Origin of the sequence: Alistipes sp., assembly GCF_048465575.1 — a bacterium.
In the GTDB taxonomy this organism is placed as follows: Bacteria; Bacteroidota; Bacteroidia; order Bacteroidales; family Rikenellaceae; genus Alistipes.
Genome location: NZ_DBFWLG010000033.1, coordinates 1 through 21,287, shown reverse-complemented (window position 1 = coordinate 21,287; position 21,287 = coordinate 1). Strand labels below are relative to the sequence as shown.

19 protein-coding genes are annotated in these 21,287 nt (G+C 61.1%); 11 read left to right on the top strand and 8 right to left on the bottom strand.

The window, feature by feature from the left end:
• On the top strand, window positions 1-187 hold a 187-nt coding region (locus tag ACMQ11_RS08755), incomplete at its 5' end, for a hypothetical protein (RefSeq protein ID WP_418992385.1).
• 102 nt (window positions 188-289) lie between these two features.
• Here ACMQ11_RS08755 and ACMQ11_RS08750 read toward each other — a convergent pair.
• Window positions 290-1,246: a DMT family transporter gene (locus tag ACMQ11_RS08750; RefSeq protein WP_418992384.1), complete on the bottom strand. Its 957-nt coding sequence runs from the start codon at window positions 1,244-1,246 to the stop codon at window positions 290-292.
• Window positions 1,247-1,364: 118 nt separating this feature from the next.
• On the opposite strand from ACMQ11_RS08750, the gene ACMQ11_RS08745 reads away from it, so the two are divergent.
• Together ACMQ11_RS08745 and ACMQ11_RS08740 are read left to right on the top strand one after the other, a co-directional pair.
• Entirely contained in the window at window positions 1,365-2,345 is a 981-nt protein-coding gene (locus ACMQ11_RS08745; protein ID WP_418992383.1) for a DMT family transporter, read from the top strand.
• Between the two features lie 37 nt (window positions 2,346-2,382).
• Window positions 2,383-4,101 carry a S41 family peptidase gene (locus tag ACMQ11_RS08740; RefSeq protein WP_418992382.1) on the top strand — a complete coding sequence of 573 codons (1,719 nt, stop codon included), beginning with the start codon at window positions 2,383-2,385 and terminating at the stop codon, window positions 4,099-4,101.
• A 10-nt stretch (window positions 4,102-4,111) separates the two neighbouring features.
• Here the strand turns inward: ACMQ11_RS08740 and ACMQ11_RS08735 are convergent, their stop codons facing one another.
• From ACMQ11_RS08735 to ACMQ11_RS08725, 3 genes are read right to left on the bottom strand one after another with little or no spacing between them, the layout of a single operon-like run.
• Window positions 4,112-5,524: a CCA tRNA nucleotidyltransferase gene (locus ACMQ11_RS08735; protein WP_418992381.1), complete on the bottom strand. Its 1,413-nt coding sequence runs from the start codon at window positions 5,522-5,524 to the stop codon at window positions 4,112-4,114.
• A complete protein-coding gene (locus ACMQ11_RS08730) occupies window positions 5,514-6,167 on the bottom strand; it encodes a GDSL-type esterase/lipase family protein (protein WP_418992380.1) in 654 nt (217 codons plus the stop codon). Before ACMQ11_RS08730 ends, ACMQ11_RS08735 begins: the two co-directional genes overlap by 11 nt.
• A 10-nt stretch (window positions 6,168-6,177) precedes the next feature.
• A complete protein-coding gene (locus ACMQ11_RS08725) occupies window positions 6,178-6,900 on the bottom strand; it encodes a pyridoxine 5'-phosphate synthase (RefSeq protein WP_418992379.1) in 723 nt (240 codons plus the stop codon).
• 117 nt (window positions 6,901-7,017) lie between these two features.
• On the opposite strand from ACMQ11_RS08725, the gene ACMQ11_RS08720 reads away from it, so the two are divergent.
• The 6 genes from ACMQ11_RS08720 (at window position 7,018) to ACMQ11_RS08695 (ending at window position 13,773) form a co-directional block, all read left to right on the top strand.
• Window positions 7,018-7,896, top strand: a complete 879-nt coding sequence (locus tag ACMQ11_RS08720) for an NAD(+)/NADH kinase (protein ID WP_418992378.1) — start codon at window positions 7,018-7,020, stop codon at window positions 7,894-7,896.
• Between the two features lie 80 nt (window positions 7,897-7,976).
• Window positions 7,977-8,690, top strand: coding sequence for a polyprenyl diphosphate synthase (gene uppS, locus ACMQ11_RS08715; protein WP_418992377.1), 714 nt, complete (start codon window positions 7,977-7,979; stop codon window positions 8,688-8,690).
• Between the two features lie 237 nt (window positions 8,691-8,927).
• Window positions 8,928-11,468, top strand: a complete 2,541-nt coding sequence (gene bamA / locus ACMQ11_RS08710; RefSeq protein WP_418992376.1) for an outer membrane protein assembly factor BamA — start codon at window positions 8,928-8,930, stop codon at window positions 11,466-11,468.
• A 143-nt stretch (window positions 11,469-11,611) separates the two neighbouring features.
• Entirely contained in the window at window positions 11,612-12,115 is a 504-nt protein-coding gene (locus tag ACMQ11_RS08705; protein ID WP_418992375.1) for an OmpH family outer membrane protein, read from the top strand.
• 35 nt (window positions 12,116-12,150) lie between these two features.
• The gene (locus tag ACMQ11_RS08700; protein WP_418992374.1) at window positions 12,151-12,696 is read left to right on the top strand and encodes an OmpH family outer membrane protein; all 546 of its coding nucleotides are present in this window, start codon (window positions 12,151-12,153) and stop codon (window positions 12,694-12,696) included.
• A 165-nt stretch (window positions 12,697-12,861) separates the two neighbouring features.
• Window positions 12,862-13,773 (top strand): helix-turn-helix domain-containing protein, encoded by a 912-nt coding sequence (locus ACMQ11_RS08695; RefSeq protein ID WP_418992373.1) that lies wholly within the window; start codon window positions 12,862-12,864, stop codon window positions 13,771-13,773.
• Window positions 13,774-14,038: 265 nt separating this feature from the next.
• On the opposite strand, the gene ACMQ11_RS08690 is transcribed toward ACMQ11_RS08695, so the two are convergent.
• The 4 genes from ACMQ11_RS08690 to ACMQ11_RS08675 are packed head-to-tail and all read right to left on the bottom strand — an operon-like array spanning window position 14,039 to window position 19,343.
• Window positions 14,039-16,405, bottom strand: a complete 2,367-nt coding sequence (locus ACMQ11_RS08690; RefSeq protein WP_418992386.1) for a BamA/TamA family outer membrane protein — start codon at window positions 16,403-16,405, stop codon at window positions 14,039-14,041.
• A gap of 13 nt (window positions 16,406-16,418) precedes the next feature.
• Window positions 16,419-17,165: a nitroreductase family protein gene (locus ACMQ11_RS08685; RefSeq protein WP_418992372.1), complete on the bottom strand. Its 747-nt coding sequence runs from the start codon at window positions 17,163-17,165 to the stop codon at window positions 16,419-16,421.
• 19 nt (window positions 17,166-17,184) lie between these two features.
• Window positions 17,185-18,138, bottom strand: coding sequence for a diaminopimelate epimerase (gene dapF, locus ACMQ11_RS08680; protein ID WP_418992371.1), 954 nt, complete (start codon window positions 18,136-18,138; stop codon window positions 17,185-17,187).
• 2 nt (window positions 18,139-18,140) lie between these two features.
• On the bottom strand, window positions 18,141-19,343 hold the full coding sequence (locus ACMQ11_RS08675; RefSeq protein ID WP_418992370.1) for a hypothetical protein: 1,203 nt from the start codon (window positions 19,341-19,343) through the stop codon (window positions 18,141-18,143).
• Between the two features lie 189 nt (window positions 19,344-19,532).
• Here ACMQ11_RS08675 and ACMQ11_RS08670 point away from each other — a divergent pair, with 189 nt between their 5' ends.
• Both ACMQ11_RS08670 and ACMQ11_RS08665 read left to right on the top strand, forming a co-directional pair.
• Entirely contained in the window at window positions 19,533-19,721 is a 189-nt protein-coding gene (locus ACMQ11_RS08670) for a hypothetical protein (protein ID WP_418992369.1), read from the top strand.
• A 12-nt stretch (window positions 19,722-19,733) separates the two neighbouring features.
• Window positions 19,734-20,531, top strand: a complete 798-nt coding sequence (locus ACMQ11_RS08665; RefSeq protein ID WP_418992368.1) for an alpha/beta fold hydrolase — start codon at window positions 19,734-19,736, stop codon at window positions 20,529-20,531.
• Window positions 20,532-21,287: the final 756 nt, after the last annotated feature.

Below are 21,287 nucleotides of genomic sequence, written 5' to 3'. Positions count from 1 at the left end.
CATAGCTGCCGTCGTTCATGAAAGAGAGTTTGCGCGCAAGTTCCGACGGCCCGCCCGGCGGGGGACGGAACAAAGATACAACATCGAAGAGGCGATGTCAAGGGTTTGGCCGGATTTTTCTATCCGATTTTCGAAAAATCTGGCTAAACCGATTCGCAATTCAGAATTCATAATTCACAATTCATAATTATTTCCGCGGGTGGTTGGTGGTTGCGGGCTGTCGACGAGGGTCGGAGGAGGGGTTTGCGAGCTCTCGACGGGGCTCGGGGGTCGAGAATGCCTTTCACTTTCAGTGCGGCAGCCGGCCGTCGTGGCGCAGCGGAGGAGGTTGCGGTTGCCGCTGTTTTTGGTTGTAGCCGACGACGACCAGCACGATGCCCGCGAAGATGAGGACGAGCGAGAGGATGTTGGCCGGATCGAATCGGGCCTGGCGGCGGACGAGGGCCAGGATGCCCGCGATCAGGGGCTGGATATAGCGGTAGAGCGCCGTATGCACCGAGGTGAGTTTTTCGGTGCCCCGGTAGAGCAGGTACATGGGCAGCACGGTCCCCAGAACGAGGATATAGGCCAGTTCGGCCTGCGCCTGAAAGGGCAGCCGAAGCGAGAGCGCCCGGTCGAGCGAGCGCCAGAAGAAAGGCGCGGTCAGGGCCAGTCCGATCATATAGTACCACCCCATGACCACCAGCGTCCCGAGCCGTTCGAGCGAGGGCTTGATCAGGACCGTATTGATGGCGATGGCCACGACGGCCACGAGCACCAGCAGGTTGCCCAAAGCGCGGCTGCCGTGCGTGAGGGCGAATCCCTTGTCGAAGATCAGCACGGCGCCGCCGAGGAACGCCAGGACCACGCCCACCACCCGGATGCGGACGTAGCGATGGGGGTGCATCAAGTGGTCCATAATCAGCGTAAAGGCCGGGCCGAGGGTCGAGATGGTCGAGGCGTCGATGGGCGAGGTCGAGGATGCGCCCCACAGCAGCATGTACATCCAGCCGTAGACCACCAGCACGGCCACCAGCAGGATGTTGCCCGCATCGCGCAGACCGATGCGGTAGGAGGTCCGCGAAAAAAGGGCGAACGGGATGAAGAACAGGGCGGCCGAGAGGACCTGCAACATGAAAATCTCCCTGAAATCCATATAGTTGCGCGTCAGGGAGACATAGAACGAGAAATTCGCTCCGAACAAGAGGTTGGCGAAGACCAGATCGGCGTGATAGGGGGATTTGCTCACGAAAAAAGGACCGGACAATTTTTGCACCAAAGCGCGTGGAACGGAGCATTTCGCAATAAACCTCCTCCGGAAAGCGGGCGCCTGGTCAGGAGCGGGAAATTTACACTATCTTTGCCCCCGTAAATCGCGGAAAAGGATGGAGCGCGGAAAACTCAAAGGGCATGCGGCGTTGTGGGTCGCCAATATCGTCTGGGGCCTCAACGCCCCGATCGGCAAGCGCGTGCTCGCATCGGCTGCACACCCCGAGGGGGTCAGCCCTTTCGCGCTGAGCGTCTACCGCATGGTGGGCGCTGCGCTGCTCTTCTGGGCCGTGTCGCTCGTACTGCCCCGCGAGCGGGTCGCGCCGAGGGACATGGTGCTGCTCTTTTTCGCCTCGGTGTTCGGCATCCAGCTCAATCAGATGCTCTTCCTGTGGGGGCTGTCGCTCACCTCGCCGATCGACACCTCGATCATCGCCACGGTGGTTCCGGTGCTGACGATGGTGCTGGCGACGCTGTTCCTGCGCGAGCCGATCACGTGGCTCAAGGCCGGCGGCGTGGCCCTTGGATGCGGCGGGGCGCTGCTGCTGATTCTTTCGAGCAACCACGGTGTCCAGCATGCCTCGAACGTCGCGGGCGACGTGCTGTGCCTCATCAGCGCCGTGAGCTACGCCACCTACCTCACGGCGTTCCGCAACGTGATCGTCCGCTACTCGCCCGTCACGACGATGAAATGGATGTTTCTTTTCGCCGCAGTCGTTGCCGCCGTTATCTACTACCGCCCGCTAACGGCCGTGGATTATGCGGCGCTCTCGGGCCAGACGTGGGCCGGGATCGCCTACGTGGTGGCCGGGGCCACGTTCCTTTCGTACCGGATGGTGCCCGTCGGGCAGCGCTACCTGCGGCCGACGGTGGTCTCGATGTACAATTACGTGCAGCCCGTGGTGGCGGTTCTCTTCACCGTCCTCCTCGGACTGGACACGTTCGGCCCGGGCAAAGGGCTTGCCGCAGCATGCGTCTTCGCCGGGGTCTGGCTGGTGACCAAGTCCAAATCGCGGGCGCAGCTGGAGGCGGAGCGTGCGGCGGAGGATAGGCATGCGGACGGAAAAAACCCGCACGGGAAGATACCAAACCGCTGACCGTTCCCGTTTTGCAAAAAACCGACCTCCCTGCGACATGAAAATTCTCCTCGTTCTTGCTGCGGCGCTCAGCACGGCCTGCGCCGGCTCGACGCAGCCAAAACAGTACCCCGATTACTCCCGTTCGAGCGGGATCGCACTCGACTCGCTCGACGCCCGCAATCCGCAAGTGGTGGAGAACCTCGGCGTCGTGTGCCGCATCTGGGGCTACGTCAAATACCACCATCCCGCTTTCGACACTCCGGCGCTCGATGCCGACTGCGAACTCTTCGGACTGCTTCCGCGCGTGGCCGAAGCCGCCCCCGCGGAGCGGAACGCCGCGCTTTACGACTGGGTTCGGGGGCTCGGCGGCTTCACGACCGACCGGGCGGAATACGACCGGGCGCTCGCCGGGCTGTCGTGCGTAGAAATTTCCGACCCGAGCTGGATACGCGATACCGCGCGGCTGGGCGCCCCGCTCGCCCGATTTTTGCAGGAGCTGCGCTACGCCAAGCGCGAAAAGAACCGCTACACGGATTTCACGCCCGCCGGGAATTTCTCGATGGAGGGCGAAAGCACCGCGGGCACGATGGACGACTGCGGCTACCGGCTGCTCACCCTGTTCCGCTTCTGGAACGTGATCGAATATTTCTGCCCGAACCGCAACCTCACGGATACGCCCTGGAACGAAATTCCCGAAAAATACATTCCGATCTTTCTTCCCGATCCCGCGCCCGGCAATCCGGAGAAGTGCCGCCTGCTGGCCGAATTGTGCGACTCGCACGCGGCGGCGGTCCAGTACAACATGTTCGGGTACTATTCGGTTCCGGCCGAGGTGCGGTCGGCCGACGGCCGGGTCTTCGTGATCGCCGACGGCGTGCTGAAAAAGGGCGATGAAATCCTTTCGATCGACGGCCGGGGGTGGGACCTAACCCGCTGCCGGCTCGCCCGCTTCGAAGCCTCCTCCAACGAGGAAAACCGCGACTACACGACGGCACGCTGCATGCTTCTCTCGCACCGCGACACGGCCGTGGTGGAGCTGGTTCGCGGCGGACGGCGGATGACCGGGCGGCTCGCCACGCGCAGCATCGCCCAGTGGAACCCCTATGCGTCCGAACGGATGCGCGACACGGCGAACCTCCGGCTGATCGCCGACGGGGTGGGCTACATGACCGGCCTCCACTACACGGCGGCCGACGGGCCCCGGATCATAGAGCGATTCCGCGACACGAAAGCCCTCGTCGTCGACATGCGCTGCTACCCCCGCGAATTCATGGTCTTCGATTTCATAGGCCGCTATTTTCTGCCCCGCCCGACGCAGCACGTCACGTGGCTTATGCCGACCGGGGCGCTGCCGGGTCTCTTCTACCGGATGCCCTACACCCTGCCCGTCGATCCGCAGAAGCCGGACGCGACCGTGAATCCAGACTACTACAAGGGGCGCGTGGTCGTGCTGGTCGACTCTTCGACGCAGAGCCAGGCGGAGTATACCGCCATGACCTTTCAGGCCGCGCCGCGCTGCACGGTGGTCGGGACGCAAACGGCCGGGGCCGACGGCAACGTCACGGCGCTCAGGATGCCCGGCGGCGATTTCGGCTTTTTCTCGGGAATCGGCGTCCACTACCCCGACGGCACGGACACGCAGCGCGCGGGCATTCGGATCGACGTGCCGGTGCACGCTACGGTCGCGGGATTGCAGGCCGGGCGGGACGAAATTCTGGAAAGGGCGCTCGAGATCATCCGCACGGGGGCTCAGGACCCCGCGAAAAAAGAGTGAACCGACCGGTTCACTCTTTTTTCGTCAGCCCCCGCTCGGCGGCCAGCCGCTCCATCAGAGCGCGGGCAGCGGCAGGTTCGTTGGGGATTTCGCCGTCGAGGATGGCGTTCTTGATGACCTCCTTGATCTCTCCGATCACGCGGCACGGGCCGATGCCGTAAGTCTCCATGATCAGTTCGCCCGTCACGGGAGGCTGGAAATTGCGGATGCGGTCGCGCTCCTCCAAATCCTTCATCTTGCGGCGCACAAGCTCGAAATTCGAGAGGTAACGCTTGACTTTCGCGTCGATGCCCGAGGTGATGTCCGCCTCGCAGAGCGTCATGAGCGCCTCCACGTCGTCGCCCGCCTCGAACAGCAGGCGCCTGACGGCCGAATCGGTCACCAGATCCTCGGAGAGGATGATGGGACGCAGGTGGAGAAAGACGAGCTTCTGCACGAATTTCATGTGCTCGTTGAGCGGCAGTTTCAACTGCCGGAAGATCGCCGGGACCATTTTCGAGCCGAGCACCTCGTGGCCGTGGAACGTCCAGCCCACTTTGGGGTCGTAGGCCTTGGTGAGCGGCTTGGCGATGTCGTGCAGCACGGCGGCCCAGCGAAGCCACAGGTCGTCGGAGCGGCGCGCCACGTTGTCCACGACCTGGAGCGTATGGCGGAAATTGTCCTTGTGTGCGTGCACACCGCGCTTTTCGACCCCCTTGAGGCGCTCCATTTCGGGGAAGATCAGCCTGAGAAGCCCGGTCCGGTCCAATAGTTCGAAGCCCATCGAGGGGACGGGCGAGAGGACGATCTTGTTGAGCTCCGCGGCGATGCGTTCGCGCGAGACGATGCGGATGCGTTCGGCGTTGCGCGCGATGGCGTCGAAAGTCTCCCCCTCGATCGAAAAGCCCAGCTGTGCGGCGAAGCGCACGGCCCGCATCATGCGCAGGGGGTCGTCCGAAAAGGTGATGTCGGGGTCGCACGGGGTGCGGATGATGCAATCTTCCAGATCGTCCATGCCGCCGAACGGATCGACCAGCTCGCCGAACGACTCCTCCTGAAGCGACCAGGCCAGGGCGTTGATCGTGAAATCGCGGCGGCGCTGGTCGTCTTCAAGCGTGCCGGGTTCGACCTCGGGTTTGCGCGAGTCGCGGGAGTAGGATTCGCGGCGGGCGCCGACGAACTCGACCTCGATGCCCCCCGCGCGCAGCATGGCCGTGCCGAAAGTCTTGAAAACCGATACCTTGGCGTGCAGTTCGCGTCCCAGCGCTTCGGCCAGGGCAATGCCGCTGCCCGTGACAACCACGTCGATGTCCGTGGAGGGGCGCCTGAGGTACCAGTCGCGCACATAGCCGCCCACGACGAACGCCCTCACGCCCTGTGCGGCGGCCAGGCGCCCGATGCGCCGGAACAGCGGATTCGCAAGCGGCGACCCCTTAGCGGACATACTGCTTGATCGCGTCGCGCCAGACCAGGTAACCCTCGCCCATCAGGTGCAGGCCGTCGTTGGTGTAGCGGCGGTCCAAAAGGCCCCGGTCGTCGACCAGTGCGGAGTAGACGTCCAGGTAGGTGACCTCGGTTTCGAGGCAAAGGGCCTCCAAAAGGCGGTTGGTCTCGACGATCTCGGCGCCCCGCTCCCAGTGTCTCTTGGGCTTGAGGTGCTGGAAATCCTGCCCGTTGACCGGCAGGATGCTCTGCACGAAAATCTTGGTCCACGGCGACTCCTCCCGGAAGCGGGCGATCAGCTTGCGCACATTCTCCGCGACCTGGGCCGGAGCGACGCCGGCGGCCAGGTCGTTGGTGCCGATCATCAGGAACAGCCGCTTGGGATGGCCTTTCAGGAGCGAGTCGATGCGGTCCAGCAGCCACGACGAGCGGTCGGCGCTGATGCCGCGGTTCTTGACGTGGCGGTTGTTGAACAACTCGGCCCACTCGCAGCCGTCGGTGATGCTGTTGCCCAGGAAGACGATGTCTTTCGAAGAGACGGGCAGCACGTTGAAGAGGCTGCGTTTCTGGTAGTTGTATTCGCTCTGGGCGAAAGCCGCGATGCCTGCGACGAGGGCGGCGGCCAGAAGAAGCGTTTTTTTCATGGTCTGTATTCTATTTTGCTGTTATCAGTTCGCGCCGGTAGAGCTGCACGGTGTTTTCCAGTCCGTAGTAGAGGGCGTCGGAGATCAGGGCGTGGCCGATCGAGACCTCGTCGGTCCAGGGGATGCGCTGCACGAAGAAGCGCAGGTTGTCGAGCGAGAGGTCGTGGCCGGCGTTCAGCCCCAGCCCCTGCCGGCGGGCCTCCTCGGCGGCGGCGAGGTAGGGCTCGACGGCCGCTGCGGGGTCGGCCGGGTAGCGGCGGGCGTAGGCTTCGGTGTAGAGCTCGACGCGGTCCGCGCCGCACGCCGCGGCCCCGGCGACCATCGCGGGGTCGGGGTCGACGAAGATCGACACGCGGATGCCTTGCGCATGGAAGCGGGCGGTCACGTCCGTAAGGAACGCACGGTGGCGCACGGTGTCCCACCCGGCGTTGGAGGTGATGGCGTCGTGGGCGTCGGGCACGAGCGTCACCTGCGCCGGAACGGTCTCCAGCACCAGCGAGACGAACTCCGGAATGGGATTGCCCTCGATGTTCAGTTCGGTGGTGAGCGCCCGTTTCAGGTCGCGCACGTCGTCGTAACGGATGTGGCGCGCGTCGGGACGCGGGTGGACCGTGATGCCGTCGGCGCCGAAACGCTCGATCGAGGTGGCCGCGCGGACCACGTCGGGCAGGTTGCCGCCCCGCGAATTGCGCACCACGGCGATCTTATTGATGTTTACACTCAACTTTGTCATAAAATTCGCTATATTTGCCTGACGAGAGCCGCCTTGCCGGGGCCGGGCCGCGGAAAGAGCCGCATGCGGACCCGCTCCCGGCGTGGTAAAGTTACTTAATTTTTCGAAAATCCGCCGATGAAAATCATACTTTTTTCCCGCAGCCAGCTCGCCCATACCGCCGAGGAGATCGGCCAGCTGTTCGAAGCCATCCGCCTGGCCGGATTCGATTACGCCCTCAACGAGGAGTTCGCCCCCGTGGTCCGGGAGCTGGCCGGAATCGACGTGCCGCCCGAGAAGATCTACGGCGAGCACCTCGCGCCCCAGCCCGAAGGGAGCATCATGGTGTGCTACGGCGGCGACGGCACGCTGCTCGAAGGGGTACACCGCCTGTGCGGCGCACGGCTGCCCGTGCTGGGTATCAACGCCGGGCACCTGGGCTTCCTGACGAGCGCCCCTTCGGACGGTCTCGACCTCTTGTTCGAAGAGATCGCCTCGGGGCGGATGCAGACCGAGCCGCGCACGATGATCCGCGTGGAGGGCGACTTTTCGGGCGAGCCGTGCTCGCACCTGGCGCTCAACGAGTTCGCTATCCAGCGCCACGGACCCGACATGATTTCGGTCGAAACATACGTCGACGACCAGATGGTCGCCACCTACCACGGCGACGGGGTGATCGTCTCGACGCCGACCGGATCGACCGCCTACTCCCTGAGCGCCGGAGGTCCCGTCGTGGCGCCGGCATGCCGATGCCTGGTGCTTTCGCCCCTCGCGCCGCACAACCTGACGATGCGCCCGGTGGTCATCCCCGACACCAGCGAAATCACCCTGCACGTCCACGCCCGCCGTTCGGATGCGTTCATAACGCTCGACAACCGCTCCTACCCCATCGGAGCGGGGTCGGCATTTACGGTCAGACGGGCCGAAGAGCCGATTTTTCTGGCCGTGCCGCACAATATATCATTTTACGACACGTTACGCAATAAGATGATGTGGGGGATCGACATTCGCAGTTGAAAAACCGCATGCAAAATTCGGTGTAAATTGACCTGTCAATAGGTGTTTTTCATTTTTATTCCCTATATTTGTGCCCTACTATGAGCGAGCAGAACCCGATACCGCAACACGTCGCCATCATCATGGACGGCAACGGCCGCTGGGCCGAGTTGCGCGGAAAGGAGCGTTACGAGGGGCATGCCGCGGGTGTCGAACCCGTGCGGGCCGCACTGCGGGCTGCCGTGCGGCGGGGAGTGAAATTTCTGACGCTCTATGCCTTTTCGACCGAAAACTGGGGACGCCCCGAGCAGGAGGTCGAAGCCCTGATGGAACTCTTCTGCCAGAGCGTCGTGCGCGAAACGCCCGAACTGGTCCGCCAGGGCGTGCGCGTAGAGATGATCGGCGACCGGAGCCGGTTTTCGCAGAAAGTGCGCGGCTACCTCGGCCAAGTGGAGCAGGAGACCGCCGCGGGAGAGACCCTGACGCTCATCCTGGCGCTCAACTACTCCTCGCGCAGCGAGATCGTGCGGGCCGTACGGCGCATTGCCGGGCAGGTCGCCCGAGGCGGGTTGCTCCCCGAGGAGATCGGCGAAGAGACCCTCGGCCGGGCGCTCGACACGGCCGCATACCCCGATCCGGACCTCATCGTCCGCACCAGCGGAGAGTGCCGGCTGAGTAATTTCCTGCTGTGGCAGGCCTCCTATGCCGAACTCTATTTCCCCGAGGTGCTGTGGCCCGATTTCACCGAAGACGAGTTCGACCGCGCACTCGAGGAGTACGCCCGGCGCGACCGGCGGTTCGGACTGGTCCGGTAGGGAGGTCCGCAGAAGCGACGCAAGGACGGACAGCTGGCCGGGCGGCACAAGGCGGCAAGAGCAGAAAGGGGCCTGGGGAACCGGAGGGCCGGTGAGAAAAAACGTTCTTGAGAGCCGGAGGGCCGGCTTGTGAGCCGGTAAGAACAAGAGAGGCAGGGGCGGCCACGAACCGCGCCCGGGCGGCAGGCAGACGCCGGAGCGCCCGAATGAATGAAATTGAAGATTAGACTGAAATAGATGAATTACTTTGGTAAGGTATTCGCGGCGGCAGTGCTGATGGCGCTGACATGCCAGGCAACAGCGGCCCGTGAGCAGACGCCCGCGGATTCGCTGTCCGGCAAACCCGCTTTCCCCGACGATGCACCCATGCTCCGCCACGAGGGCAAACAGAAGCTCTACTATATCCGCGACGTGAACGTACACGGCGTGCAGTACCTCAATCCCGATATTCTCAAATCGACGGCCGGACTCATCGCGGGCGACTCGATCTACCTGCCCAGCAACTTCATCTCCAACGCCATCACGCGGCTCTGGAACCAGCGTTTCTTCTCGGACGTGAAAATCGGCGCCGAGATCGAAGGCGACAGCATCGACCTGGAGGTCTTTCTCAAGGAGCGCCCGCGAGTCTACAACTGGGAGTTCGAGGGCATTTCGAAAGGCAAGAAAAAGGACCTGCTCGAAAAACTCAAGCTCAAGCGCGGCAGCGAGTTGTCGGACTACGTGCTCGACAAGAACCAGAAACTCATCAAGAACTACTGGGCCGAAAAGGGATTCCGCAACGCCGAGGTCGGGGTGCGCATCGACAACGACACGCTCCGTCCGGGGCAGGCCGTGACCGTCACGTTCCTCATCGACCGCAAGGACAAGGTCAAGATCGGCAAGATCAACTTCACGGGCAACGAGCAGTTCTCGGACAAGCGGCTGCGCCGCACGTTCAAGAAGACCCACCAGAAATCGATCAATTTCCTGCGCGGCGCCAAACTAAACGAGAACGATTACGAGGACGACAAGGAGCTCCTGATCGACTTTTACAACTCGCGCGGCTACCGCAACGCCACCGTCGTGCGCGACTCGATCTACCCGATCAACGAGAAGCGGCTGGGGATCGACATCGACATCTCGGAGGGCAACAAGTACTACATCCGCAACGTCTCGTGGGTGGGTAACTCCATTTACGAAACCGACGACCTGCAACGCATGTTCGGCGTGACGAAAGGCGACACCTACGACAAGAAATCGATGCACAAGCGGCTGGGAATCGGCAAGGAGACCGACCCCGAGGCCATGTCCGTCTCGTCGCTCTACCAGAACGACGGCTACCTCATGTCGCAGATCGAACCCGCCGAGAGCATCATCGGTCCCGACTCGATCGACATCGAGGTAAAGGTGTTCGAGGGCAAGCAGTTCACCATCAACGAGGTGGGCATCACCGGAAACCAGCGCGTCGACGACGAGGTCATCCGCCGCGAACTCTACACCCGCCCCGGCGAACTGTACAACCGCTCGCTGCTGATGCAGACCATCCGCACGCTCGGCTCGATGGGCCATTTCAACCCCGAGGCGATCATGCCCGACATCAAGCCCGTGTCGAACGAACTGGTCAACGTCAACTGGCCCCTCGAGGAGCAGGCTTCCGACCAGTTCAACGTCGCCGGCGGCTGGGGCTCGGGTACGTTCGTGGGGTCGGTGGGCATCACCCTGAACAACCTCTCGATCAAAAACGCTTTCAAGAAAGGCGCCTGGAGACCCTACCCGATGGGGCAGAACCAGCGGCTGTCGCTCTCGGCGCAGACCAACGGCACCTACTACAAGGCGTTCGCGTTCAGCTTCACCGACCCCTGGCTGGGCGGCAAGAAGCCCAACTCGTTCACCCTCTCGGCCCATTTTTCGGAGCAGAACAACGCTTACTACGTCTGGCAGAAGAGTACGCAGTATTTCCGAACGTACGGTCTGGCCGCCGGTCTGGGCAAACGCCTGAACTGGCCCGACCCCTATTTCACCCTTTACGCCGAGGCGAGCTACGAGCGCTACACGCTCAAGGACTGGACCTCGTTCGTGATGGAGAACGGTTCGGCCAATCTGCTGTCGCTCAAACTGGTATTCGCCCGCAACTCGGTCGACCAGCCCATCTATCCGCGGCGCGGTTCGGAGTTCAGCGCCTCGGTGCAGGCCACGCTTCCCTACTCGCTCTGGGACGGCAAGGATTACAGCGACAAGTCGATGAGCGACCAGGAGCGCTACCGCTGGATCGAGTTCCACAAGTGGCAGTTCAAGGCGCAGTGGTTCCAGTCGTTTCTGAAGAACTCCAACCTGGTGCTGATGCTCAAGGCCGAGATGGGTTTCCTGGGTAGCTACAACAAGAACAAGGTCTCGCCTTTCGAGCGCTTCGAGGTCGGCGGCGACGGCATGTCGGGCTACAACATCTACGGTATCGACATCATCTCGATGCGCGGTTACGAGGACGGCGCGCTCGACCCCGTGTCGGACAACTACGCCTGCGCCTACAACAAGTACACGGCCGAGCTGCGCTACCCGATCATCCTCAAACCCTCGTCGCAGATCTACGTGCTGGGGTTCCTCGAAGGCGGTAACGCGTTCGAATCGTGGCGCAAGTTCTCGCCTTTCAAGATCAAGCGTTCGGCCGGTTTCGGCGTGCGGTTGTACCTCCCGGTGGTCGGCATGCTCGGCATCGACTGGGGTTACGGATTCGATCCCCCCGCAGGCTCGACGACCAAGAGCGGCAGCCAGTTCCATTTCGTCCTGGGCCAGCAGTTTTAGCGTCGGCTGACCGGTTCGACGGGCAGCGTCGTGCGACCGGTGCAATTAAAATGCACGATGGCAATAAATTTGAAAGAAAAGTGTTATATTTATAGTATCGTCCGGCCCGGCCGGAAAACGAAAAACTTAAAAAACACAGGAGTATGAAACGTCTGATTTTGATCGCGGCACTCGTACTGACGGCAGGAGTCGTATCGGCCCAGAACTATTTGATCGTCAACAGCGAAAAAATCTTCAAATCCATCGACGCCTACAACACCGCCATCGCCTCGCTGGACAGGATGGCCGAGCAGTACCAGGCCCAGGTGGACGCCCGGTTCCAGGAGGTCGAGACCCTCTACAACAACTACCAGAACCAGAAGACGACGCTTTCGGCCACGGCGCGCCAGACCCGCGAGAATGCCATTCTGGCCAAGGAGCGGGAGGCCGCCGAGTATCAGGAGAGCCTCTTCGGCAAGGAGGGAACGCTTATGAAACGCCGCGTGGAGCTGATAAAGCCCATTCAGGACCGGGTCTTCGCCGCCATCGAAGCCTATGCCAAAGCAGTCGGGGCCGATGCGGTACTCGACTCGGCCAACAACCCCACGCTGCTCTACACCAACCCCCGCATCGAGCGGACGCAGGAGGTGATCGACCGGCTCAAATAGCACACGACATCAAACATTAACTAATAAAATTCTACATGAAAAAGGCAATCAAACTAACCCTTGCGGTTGTACTCGTGATGGGCTCCACGTCGCTCTTCGCACAGAAATTCGGGCGTATCAACACCCAGGAGATCATCGTCTCGATGCCCGAAACCAAGGAGATGAACACCAACATGGAGGCGTTCGCCAAGGAGTTGCAGGACAACCTGGAGAACATCAAGGTCGAGTTCAACACCAAACTGCTCGATTTGCAGAAGAACGAAGCCACCCTGTCGGAATCGGTGCGCCAGCTCAAGCAGAAAGAGTTGCAGGAGTTGCAGGGCCGCTACGCCGAGTTCGAGCAGGTAGCCCAGCAGGATTACCAGAAAAAACAGAACGAGTTGCTGGCCCCGATCATCGAGAAAGCCAAGGCTGCCATCGACAAGATCAGCCAGGCGGGCGGCTTCCTGGCCGTATTCGACACCTCGACCGGCTCGCTGGCCTATTTCGACGAGGCGACCCTGACGGACATCGCTCCCGAGGTGAAGAAAGAGTTGGGTATTACCGACGCTCCCGCCGCTTCCGCACCCGCAGCCAAATAATCCGCGACCGGATAGACGCCGGGGACGACAGCGGATCGTTCCGCAACAGACCGCACAGACCTTTGGTTTTGTGCGGTTTTCTTGTTCATTATGTCGAAAATATATCCCTTATTCAACTACTATGTGGCGAATTTTTGATATATTTGCCCAAAAAATAGCGAAAAAATGAACACAGCCGAAACCACAGCCCCCATCACCAATTTCACCCTCGGAGAGTTGCTCGCCCTCTCGGGAGAGGGGCAGCGCCAGGGGATGATGCGCGAGTGCATCGCCGCTTACAGCGAGTCGCACATGCAGGGATTCCGCTTCCCGTGCCGCATCGACGCTTTCATTATCGGCGTCGGCACCGAGGGCGAAACGAGGGGATCGTTCAACCTGCGCGATTTCAGGCTGACCAAAGACTCGCTCTTCGTGTTCGGACCGCAGAACATTCTCCAGGTGCATACGGACCATGCGTTCAAGGCCCATGTGCTTGTGGTATCGCCCGATTTCATGCGCCGCATCAACATCGACATCAAGCATATCCTGCCCCTCTTCCTGCAATTCGGCACGCACCCCAGCCTCGACCTGACCGAGGAGCAGAGCCGCACGCTGCGCAGCTTCATCTCGCTGGTCGAACAAGAGGTTCGTGGCCCCGAGACCCCTTTTGCAGCCGATATTGTCAGCGGACTGATTACGGCGACGATCTACAAAGTGGGCGACATCTTGAACCACTACCTCAAGGAGCATCCCGATGTCGAAAAACCGGTGCAGAACCGGGCCGAGGAGTATTTCCGCGTGTTCATGCAGCTCCTGAGCGAGCACTACCTGCGCGAACGCACCGTGGGTTTCTATGCCCGGCAGATGTGCATCACGCCCAAATACCTCACCACGCTCATCAAACGCATCAGCGGCAAATCGGTCTCGGAGTGGATCGACTCCTACGTGATCGTGGAGGCGAAGACGCTGCTCAAATTCTCGACCAAGAGCGTGCAGGAGATCGCCTACCACCTCAATTTCCCCAATCAGTCATTCTTCGGCAGCTATTTCAAACGCAACACGGGGATGTCGCCCTCGCAGTACAAGGCGCAGGCGTAGCAAGGTGAAAGGTGAACTTTGCGAGTAAGCGAGGGCAGAGGCCGCCCAGCGGACTATGCCGAGCAGGAGCAAAGTCAAGCCGCCAAAGGCGGGTTAAAGGTGAAACAGGCTCGGGGATCGAGAAACAATAAGACCGGGGCGGGAGCGCGAAACCGGATGAGAAGCGTTGAGGGTTTCGGCCGCCCGCAAATGCCGCTTCTTAAGCGGCCGACGTCTCGAAGAACTCGGGGGTCGAGCAAAGCAGTCCGGCAGCCAACGGAGATTGTCAGAACGGATAGCCCACGCCGAAATTCAGCGCCGTGTTCTTCCACTTGAAATTGTGAATCCACCGTTCGCCGGCCGGATTGTTGGGGTTGTGGAGCTGGATGCCCCAGTCCAGGCGCAGGACGGCGAACTTGATGTCGAGGCGAATTCCCAGGCCGGTGTTGAAGCCCAGCTGCTTGTAGAAATTATCGAAATAGAAGACCGCTTCGTCGGAGTACTCTCCGGGGTTGCTCTTCAGATACCAGATATTGCCCAGATCGAAGAACGTGGCCCCGTGGACGATGCCCCAGATCGGAAAGCGGAATTCGAGGTTGGCTTCGAGCTTCATGTCGCCCAGCTGGGTCGGGAATTCCGAATGGGGATTGGGTACCGAGCCAGGACCCAGGGTGCGGGGCGTCCAGCCGCGCATCGAGTTGCTGCCGCCGGCATAGAACAGGCGGTCGAAGGGAATGACCTGCGAGTTGCCGTAGGCCAAGCCCACACCCCCGTAGAGCCGTCCGGCAAGGGCCGTTTTCTCGCCCAGCATGATCTTGCGGCTCACGCTCAGATCGGTACGGAAATACTGCGAATAGCGGATGCCGAAGATCGTATAGTAGTCCTCGCCCCGTTTGGGTTTCGAAAAAAGGTGTTCCAGCCCGTCGATCAGGTTGCCCGAGGTCTCGGCGTTGAAGCGGATCACGGTGGCGTTGCCGCCCAGGTGCTTGCGCTGGTTGTTGTAGCCGTAGCTGAACGAGAGGCCCGCGATAAACTGGGTTTTGTAGCTGTTGATGAGGTATTTGTTCTGGGTGTTCTTCAGAAAGTCCGGGTCGAGGTAGCTCACGTCCACCACGTTGATGTCGATGGGCCGCAGCGAGAACGACGAATAGCTGCGGTTGGTCCACAGGTACGTGAGGCCCGCGCTCGAGAGCGTGCGCCGGTAGTAGGGGCGGTCCTGGAAATTGACGGAGACCTCGAGTTTGGTCTTGGGCTGGTTGACCGAGCGGAAACGCCGCGTGCCCCACGGAATCAGAAAGCGCGGAAACGTGAGGCCCGTCGTGACGCCGAACTCCGTGGCGCGCTTCTTCTTCGCGTCGGGAGCTTTCATGAACTCGTAACCGGCCGTGAACGAGATGTCGAGGGCCTCGGCACCGCGGAAGATGTTGCGGTTCTGGTAGCCAACCGTGGCGGTCAGGCCGTAGAAACTCGACGTGGTGGAGCCCTCCAGCTCGACCTTGAAACTCTGCTTGAGCGTGGGCGTGCAGAGGATGTTGCACGTGAGGTACCCCTCGCGCGTGTAGCGCGTCTGGGTGGTATCGGTCTCGGCGCCGATGTAGGTCACGTAGTCGGTGACCTCGACCGGGCGGGGCTGCTCGACGAACGTGACCTTGGCGCTCTTGAAATACCCCATCGACATGAGGTCGGTGTAGGTGCGGTTGACCTGCGAGGAGTTGTAGACGTAGTTGGGATAGAGCGGCACGGCCTGGCGCAGGACGGACGGACGCAGGTTGGGCCGTTTTTCGTAGATGATGTTCAGCCCCCGGTAGTAGACCGTGTCGAGCCGTTCGAGCAGCGTCGTGTCGGTCCGCGCCACGGTCGGATCGTAGTCGGGAAAGATGTTGATGCGGTCGATGCGGTAGACCATGTTGTTGTCCATCACGGCCTGCCCGCGCTCGTTGTAACCGGTGAGGTGCTGCTTGACGACCACTTTCAGATCGACCCGCTGATCGCCTCCGAGCGTGTCGGCCACATACTCGATGTTGTTGACCGAAAAATTGAAATAACCCCGCTCCTTGAGGTAAGCCGTGATGCGCTCCCGTTCGCGGTCGAGCATCGTGATGTCGAAAATCGCGCCCGGATGGATGAGCGTCCGGGCGGTGTCGGGCAGGATGATCTGCTCGAGGAACTGGTCGCGGAACTCGTAGGAGACGGAGTCGATCCGGTAGGGAACGCCCTGGTGGGTGCGGTAGGTGACCGTGGCGCGCTTGCGGCGCGAGGTGGTATCGACCTCGAAAGTGGCCCGCGAGGTGAAGAAGCCTTTGGAGTCCATGTAGACTTTGAGGTTCTCGGCGCTCTTCTCCGTGAGCGACATGTCGAGCAGCACGGGGGCCTGGCCGATCTTGCGTTTCCAGTTGTTCCAGCGGTTGTGCTTCGAGGAGTCGGCCTGTTCGTAGAGCCAGACATAGAAATTGGTCCCCAGAAAGCGCTTGTTGGGGGTTTGCCGGATGTATTTTTCCAGATCGGAGGCCGGAATGCGCTCCTTGCGCGGCGCGGACTTGTCCTCCTCGATCTTCACCTTTTGCAGAAAATAGGAGCCCTCGGGGATGTGGCGCGTGACGCTGCACGCCGAGCAAATGTAGCCCAGCGCCAGCATCATCGCTATGCGTCGCATCCCGTTCACGGCACTACTGGTTGAAAAAGCCTTTCTCGCGCAGCAACTCCAGGTAGGAGGCCGAGATGGCCAGGTTGTCTTTGCGCACGTAACGCCTTTCGGTGAAGATGCGGGCCAGGTTCGGCAGGCCGTTCTCCTCCAAGAGGCGGCGCGTCAGCTCGGACTCCTCGCGCTCGGCCCACAGTTCGTCGATCTCGGCGGCGGTATAGTCCGTATATTTTTCGTAGTGGACCACGGCCTCGAGCGGCAGGCGGTCGGTCAACTCGGGCGACTCGTCGGGATAGCCCACGACGAGGGTGGTTACGGGAATTACCCCCTTGGGAAGCTCCAGGATGCGCGAGATGTCGCCCGCGGTGTAGAGCGTGGTACCCAGGTAGCAGATGCCCAGCCCCTCCGTCTCGGCTTCGACGGCCAGATTCTGCGCGGCCAGCAGGGCGTCGGTGGCAGCGTTCAGGAACCAGGCGAAATTGTCGTACGCAGGTTCTGCGCCGCGCTGCTCGCACCACATCGAGAAGCGGTGCACGTCGGCGCAGACGGTAACGAGGCAGGGCGCCTCGCGGACCATCGGCTGGTTGAAATGGCAGGGCGCAAGCCGCTCGCGCAGCGCGGCGTCGCGCGTCACAACGAGCGAATACAACTGCATGTTGCCGCAGGTCGAAGCCCGCGAAGCCGCCTCCAAAAGCTGGCGCAGCACCTCCTCGGGAATGGGTGTCGGCCGGAATTTGCGAATCGAACGGTGTTTGAAAAGCACACTTTTCATCTTTCTGTATTATCTTTTATCAATCTGTTATCGAATCGATAAACGCAGCATAGGCCGCAATCTCGTCCCGTCGCAGAACGGGGTCCCCGCAAAGGTTTACCCGGCTCGTCGCGGGGTCGATGCGAAATACGCCGTCGGCTTCGAACGTCGCGTTGCCCACCAGCGTGGTCCGCAAGCCCCCGGCGTCGTTGCGGCACAGGCAGCGCACCTCGCCGCCGCGGTTGCGCACCACGATCGGTTCTCCGCAGCGGCAGAGGCCCGTCAGGCAGGCCGCCGTGGTGCACGCCGTCATGGCCGTGCCGCACGAGGAGGTGATGCCCGCGCCGCGCTCATAGGTGGCCGCGAAGATCCGCCGCTCGTCCAACGGACGGTAGAGGCTGACGTTGATCCCGTGCGGAAACAGCTCCCTCAGTTCCGTCACGCGGCGCCCCAGCCGTTCGAGCCGCTCGAGGTCGATCTCCCCGGTCGAGGCTACCAGGTGCGGATTCCCCAGGTGGAGGTAGGTGAAGCGCAGCTGTTCATCCAGTTCGGGTATCGCTTCAGCGACGAATCCCGTGCCAGGATCGAACGAAATGCGGAAATCTTCCGACACAAACCCCACGGGAATCACCACGCCGTAGGTGGGAATGGCGCCGTGGACGGGCTGTTCGCACGACACGTCGTAGCGCCGGCCGCCGGACCACAACCCGAACCGCTCGGCGGTTGTGTACCGCTGCGCCAGCCGCGCCACGCAACGGATGCCGTTGCCGCACATCTCGGCGGGGGAACCGTCGGGGTTGTACATCTGCATCCCGTACTCCGTGCCCGCCGGGACGAGCAACAACAATCCGTCCAGTCCGCCGCAGATGCGGCAGGCATGGCGCGCCAGGGCCGAACGGTCGACCCCTTTCAGCGCATCGGCCCACCGCACGGCGTCGATCAGTACAAAGCGGTTCGAGGAACCGTGGCAGATGAGATATTCCAATTCGTGCATGTTCACTGTTTGAGAAATTGCACGACCTGCTCGCGGCTGCGGGCCCCTTTCCAGACGGTTTCAAAAATCTTTTCATAGGCCCTGATCCGCTCGCGGCCGAAATAGGCCGTGCTCTTGCCGAAAGAGTAGTCGGAGTTGGCCTGCTTCTCCTCGACCAGGACCGAGAAATCGTCGTAGAGGATGAAATCCTGTTTCTGCACATCCGCAAGGTCTTCGAGGAATTGGATGTCGACCGCGATGCCCATGTCGATCTGCATCAGCGCTACGGTTTGCAGGCTCTCGCGGAACGACGGGTCGGCGAGCCGGCTGCGCTCGATCAGAAAAACCCGCTCGATGGAGTTTCCGCGCGTGGCGGCAAAGGTCTTGTTGGCCCTGAGGTAGCGGTCGCGCGTGAGCAGCAGGCCCGGATTGGTCGTCAGATCGAGCGTCCGGATGCGGCGGAAACGTCCGCTTTCGAGCCATCCGGACTGGACGTTCAGCACCTCGGTGCCGTAAAAGGAGATGAATCCCGACTTGAGGTCGGCGAAATTATCGAGGTAGCGGCGGTTGGTCTGGTGGACCACATCGAGAAAAGCCGCCGGATTGGATATTCCGGAGAGGCGGATCGGCTGGCTGGCCGTGAGCATCTCCTTTTCGAGCAATCGGTGTATCTCGGCCTCGACTTTCGTACCGCGGAGGCGGATAATCAGGCCGTTGTCGGCGCGCAAGCTGCCCAGCGCGATCGTGTGGCGCGGACGGTCGCAGAGCGCTACCAGCGTAAAGGCGTTCGAAGAGCAGGTGACATTCAACAGATCGTGCAGCACGCCGGCGTCCTCGAACGAGGCCAGGAGCGTGGTGATCTGCTCGGAGTTGCCCAGGATCGACAGGCCGATACCCTCGCGGCAGCAATGCTCGATGAACGCCTTGCCCGTGAGCGAACGGTCCGGACTGAAAACCAGCACGTTCGTACTCTCGGTAAGCGTCTGTCGCAGGGCCGTATAGAACGCCTCGGGGGCCAGGCCCGTAACAATGGAATAAGTTTTGTTGTTCAGCCGCACGATGATAACCGCAACCAGCAGCAATCCGACGCACAGGCAGGCGACATTGAGCGCCAGCGCCACGTTTTCGGTGTTGAACATACCGGACCAGTCGGCCAGAGGAACACACGCAAGGACCACGCCGCAGAGCGCGATGATGCGGTCTATCCAGAGATTTTGTCCTTTCATAACGGCGTATTTGCAATCGAGGTCAAAATTACGAATAAATCGCCATCTCTCAAATTCCGCACGGGCTTTATTTGACACAAAAGAGACGCTTTCGCGGACACGCAGGAAGAATTCCCGCAAAAAATGTACGCGGTTTGCGAAAAATTGTATAAAATTGCAACGTTAATTGTTTAATACCCTTTCACATCCATGAAAACACAAAAGGGGATTCGTGAGCACAGCGCCGACGAACTCCGCAAGGCCAAGCGTCTGGAACCGATCCGCAAAAGCGGCAAGGAGCGTCATGCGCTCTTCAGTTCGATCGACCCCGAGGAAGAGGAGTACTATCCCTCGCCCAAGCGCGAATCCGCACTCGACTACCTCGACGACGAGGAATAAACCACCGAGCCGATGACCGAAAAGTTTATCATGGCCGGGCAGACGGCCCTGCATGTCTGCGACTCGGAAGCGGGCGCGCGATGCGTCGTGCTGCTGCACGGATACCTCGAGTCGCTGCTGGTGTGGGAGGAGTTTATTCCCTTGCTATACAAGGAGGTGCGCGTCGTGACGCTCGACCTGCCCGGACACGGTATTTCGGTCGTCGCGGGCGAAGTTCACACAATGGATTTTCTGGCCGACACGGTGGCCGACGGATTGAGGGCTCTGGGGATTGCGCGGTGCACCCTGGTCGGACACTCGATGGGCGGATACGTCGCGCTGGCTTTCTGCGAACGCCATCCCGAGATGCTCGACGGCCTGGTGTTGCTCAGCTCCACGCCCAATGCGGATACGCCCGAAAAAGCGGAAAACCGCCGCCGCGAGATCGAACTGGTACGCGCCGGAAAGAAAGAACTGCTCGCCCGCATGGCGCCCGCAGCCGGATTCGCCGAGCAGAATCGCACCCGGATGCAGGATGCGATCGAGGACCTCACCGAGCAGGTGTTCGTGACCGAGGACGAGGGGATCGTGGCACTGCTTGGCGGCATGATCGCACGGCGGGATCAGAACGAAATGCTGCGCCGCACGACGGTTCCCGTGCTTTTCATCCTGGGATGCAAGGACGAATATATCCCTATCGAGGTCGCCGAAGCGATGGTCGCATCCCATCCCGAGGCCCGGGTCGTGTGGCTCGAAAACGCGGGTCACATGGGTTTTCTCGAAGAACCCCAAGCGACGGCGCAGGCGATTCTCGAGTTCGTACGGCGTTAGCTCCACATGCGTTTGCCGGATCGGTGGCGCTCGGGCGAAGCCGATGGTCGCTCCCTGAATGGCTGCGTTCGGTGAGGCAGCACATTTCCGTTCAGGAGGGGTTGCATCCGGAATTTATTCAAAATGTTCTGAATCGGAATATTCCGAACAGGCTTGATTAGATGTGTTTAGGACTTTTAGTGGTCCGAAATTTGTGGGGGGGGGAATTTCGCTATCTTTGCAGCACGAATACGAACGGGACGTTTTCGTCCTCGATGGCGCAACATTCGCACGGAGAAACCCCGAACTTGACAGGCCGGGGTTTCGGCGGCTTAGGAAGCCGCTCTTGATTTGCTTGCGACCTCACGACTGAGCTCGGCGGCTTAGGAAGCTGCATTCAAGGGGGGGGGCAGAACGATTCTCCCAACGATCTTCATGTAATCTGAGCCCGGACAGCCGACTTAAAAACTGCTTTTGATGGGCAGTGACTGAGGAAGCCGCTCTTACCTCTCGACTGAGCTCGGCGGCTTAAAAAGCCGCTTATGGGCGTGACGGAATTCACCAGAAATCTTTTCCTAATTTGCGCTTGGCAGAGAGCTACTTTAATTCCCCATTTCAAAGGGGGATTTAGGGGGATTGTCGATATAGTCGGCGGCAAGCCGCCGATTCGAGCCGGGGAAAAGCCATCCGGCCTGTCGTGACATTCAGCCAGACCTAAAAAGAAAGCCGGACCCTGGCGGGACCGGTCGCTGCGGCTGTTGCTCACTCACAGAAAGA